Source organism: Succinivibrio faecicola, from assembly GCF_019448115.1.
GTDB classification, from domain to species: Bacteria; Pseudomonadota; Gammaproteobacteria; order Enterobacterales; family Succinivibrionaceae; genus Succinivibrio; species Succinivibrio faecicola.
This window is the reverse complement of sequence record NZ_JAGFNY010000064.1, coordinates 1-2,907: the sequence shown is the minus strand read 5'-3', so window position 1 is coordinate 2,907 and position 2,907 is coordinate 1. Positions and strand designations below refer to the sequence as shown.

Here is a 2,907-nt window from a genome sequence, read left to right as displayed (position 1 = left end):
ATGCCTGGCAGTGACCTACTCTCACACAAACGTACGTTGCACTACCATCGGCGTAACTGCATTTCACTTCTGTGTTCGGAATGGGAACAGGTGGTTCTACAGCACTATGGCCGCCAGGCAAATTGGGTATAAAACATAAAACAAGCTATAAGGAAAAGTAAAATTGCAAACTCCAGATGCCTTCCGGGGTTGTATGGTCAAGACGTTCAGAGCATTAGTACTGGCAAGCTTCACTCCTCACAGAGCTTCCACATCCAGCCTATCAACGTCGTAGTCTTCAACGGTCTTTATTGACTTATAGTCAGGGATGACTCATCTTGGGGCCTGCTTCCCGCTTAGATGCTTTCAGCGGTTATCAGTTCCGAGCTTGGCTGCCGGGCCGTGCCATTGGCATGACAACCCGTAAACCAGAGGCTCGTTCACTCCGGTCCTCTCGTACTAGGAGCAATCCCCCTCAATCATCCAACGCCCGCGGTAGATAGGGACCAAACTGTCTCACGACGTTTTGAACCCAGCTCGCGTACCACTTTAAATGGCGAACAGCCATACCCTTGGGACCAACTTCAGCCCCAGGATGTGATGAGCCGACATCGAGGTGCCAAACACCGCCGTCGATATGAACTCTTGGGCGGTATCAGCCTGTTATCCCCAGAGTACCTTTTATCCGTTGAGCGATGGCCCGTCCATATGGAACCACCGGATCACTATGACCTGCTTTCGCACCTGCTCGAGTTGTTGCTCTCGCAGTCAAGCCGGCTTATGCCATTGCACTGACCTCACGGTTTCCGACCGTGATCAGCCGACCTTCGTGCTCCTCCGTTACTCTTTGGGAGGAGACCGCCCCAGTCAAACTTCCCACCAGACACTGTCCTTAAGGTTGTACCTTACAGTTAGAACTTCAAAACTATCAGGGCGGTATTTCAAGGTTGACTCCATACATACTGGCGTACGTACTTCAATGTCTCCCGCCTATCCTACACAAATAGGTTCAAAGTTCAGTGTCAAGCTGCAGTAAAGGTTCACGGGGTCTTTCCGTCTAGCCGCGGGTACACTGCATCTTCACAGCGATTTCGGTTTCACTGGGTCTCGGGTGGAGACAGCGTGGCCATGGTTACACCATTCGTGCAGGTCGGAACTTGCCCGACAAGGAATTTCGCTACCTTAGGACCGTTATAGTTACGGCCGCCGTTTACCGGGGCTTCACTCAGATGCTTCGATTGCTCTGACATCATCATTTAACCTTCCGGCACCGGGCAGGTGTCACACCCTATACTTCCACTTTCATGTTTGCAGAGTGCTATGTTTTTGTTAAACAGTCCCAGCCACCATTTCTCTGCGGCTGTAATTCGCTTAAAGAGTAAATCTTCTCACAATTCACAGCGTACCTTCTCCCGAAGTTACGGTACAATTTTGCCTAGTTCCTTCACCCGAGTTCTCCCAAGCGCCTTGGTATCTTCTACCCGACCACCTGTGTCGGTTTGGGGTACGGACTCATAATATCTATAGTTTAGTGGCTTTTCCTGGAAGCTTGGACCCAGTTACTTCATACCCGTAGGTACTTCGTCTCGGCTCTCAGATTATTGATAGTCGTCTTTTATCCCGTCTATCTACCTACCGCCTTTCACCTGGACTACCATCGCCAGGCTAACCTTACCTTCTCCGTCACCACTTCACAATATTACAAGGTACGGGAATATTAACCCGTTTCCCTTCGACTACGATTTTCATCCTCGCCTTAGGCTCCGACTAACCCTGCCCCGTTTAACGTTGGACAGGAAACCTTGGTCTTCCGGCGAACGAGCATTTAACTCGTTTTATCGTTACTTGCGTCAGCATTCGCACTTGTGATACCTCCAGCATACCTTCCGATACACCTTCTCAGGCTTACACAACGCTCCCCTACCACTCATACTTGCGTATGAATCCGCAGCTTCGGTGTCTGATTTGAGCCCCGTTACATCTTCCGCGCAGGCCGACTCGACCAGTGAGCTATTACGCTTTCTTTTAATGATGGCTGCTTCTAAGCCAACATCCTGGCTGTCTATGCCTTCCCACATCGTTTCCCACTTAATCAGAACTTTGGGACCTTAGCTGGCGGTCCGGGTTGTTTCCCTCTTCACAATGAACGTTAGCACCCACTGTGTGTCCCCTGCTTACAACTGTATGGTATTCGTAGTTTGCAATAGGTCGGTAGTTCGCAATGAACCCCTTCCTATAACAGTGCTCTACCCCCATACGCCCCTGCAGGACGCTACCTAAATAGCTTTCGGGGAGAACCAGCTATCACCGGGTTTGATTGGCCTTTCACCCCTAGTCCCAGATCATCCTCTGGCTTTGCAACGACAGTAGGTTCGGCCCTCCGGCAGGTGTTACCCTGCTTTCAGCCTGTCCAGGACTAGATCACTCGGTTTCGGGTCTACCTGCATCAACTTCTCGCCCTTTTAAGACTCGGTTTCCCTACGGCTCCCTCATTTAAGTTAACCTTGCTAATACAGATAACTCGCTGACCCATTATACAAAAGGTACGCAGTCACTCTTTCGAGCTCCCACTGCTTGTACGCACACGGTTTCAGATTCTATTTCACTCCCCTTACAGGGGTTCTTTTCGCCTTTCCCTCACGGTACTGGTTCACTATCGGTCGTCAGGTAGTATTTAGCCTTAGAGGATGGTCCCCCTATGTTCAGACAGGATACCACGTGTCCCGCCCTACTCAACGCTCATCATATATCCACTTACGTATACGAGAGTATCACTCTGTCTCCTCTGCCTTTCCATGCAGTTCTACTTGTACATATATGACTTTTGGGCTCTTTCCATTTCGCTCGCCGCTACTTTGGAAATCTCTTTTGATTTCTTTTCCTCAGGGTACTGAGATGTTTCACTTCCCCTGGTTCGCTTCTATACCT

The 2,907-nt window shown here is 50.0% G+C and carries 2 rRNA genes; both read right to left on the bottom strand.

Going from position 1 to position 2,907, the window contains the following annotated elements:
• Nucleotides 1-2 precede the first annotated feature (2 nt).
• A 5S ribosomal RNA gene (gene rrf, locus J5V48_RS09560) occupies nt 3-118 on the bottom strand.
• Nucleotides 119-193: 75 nt separating this feature from the next.
• Nucleotides 194-2,907 (bottom strand): 23S ribosomal RNA (locus tag J5V48_RS09555); the annotation flags it as partial.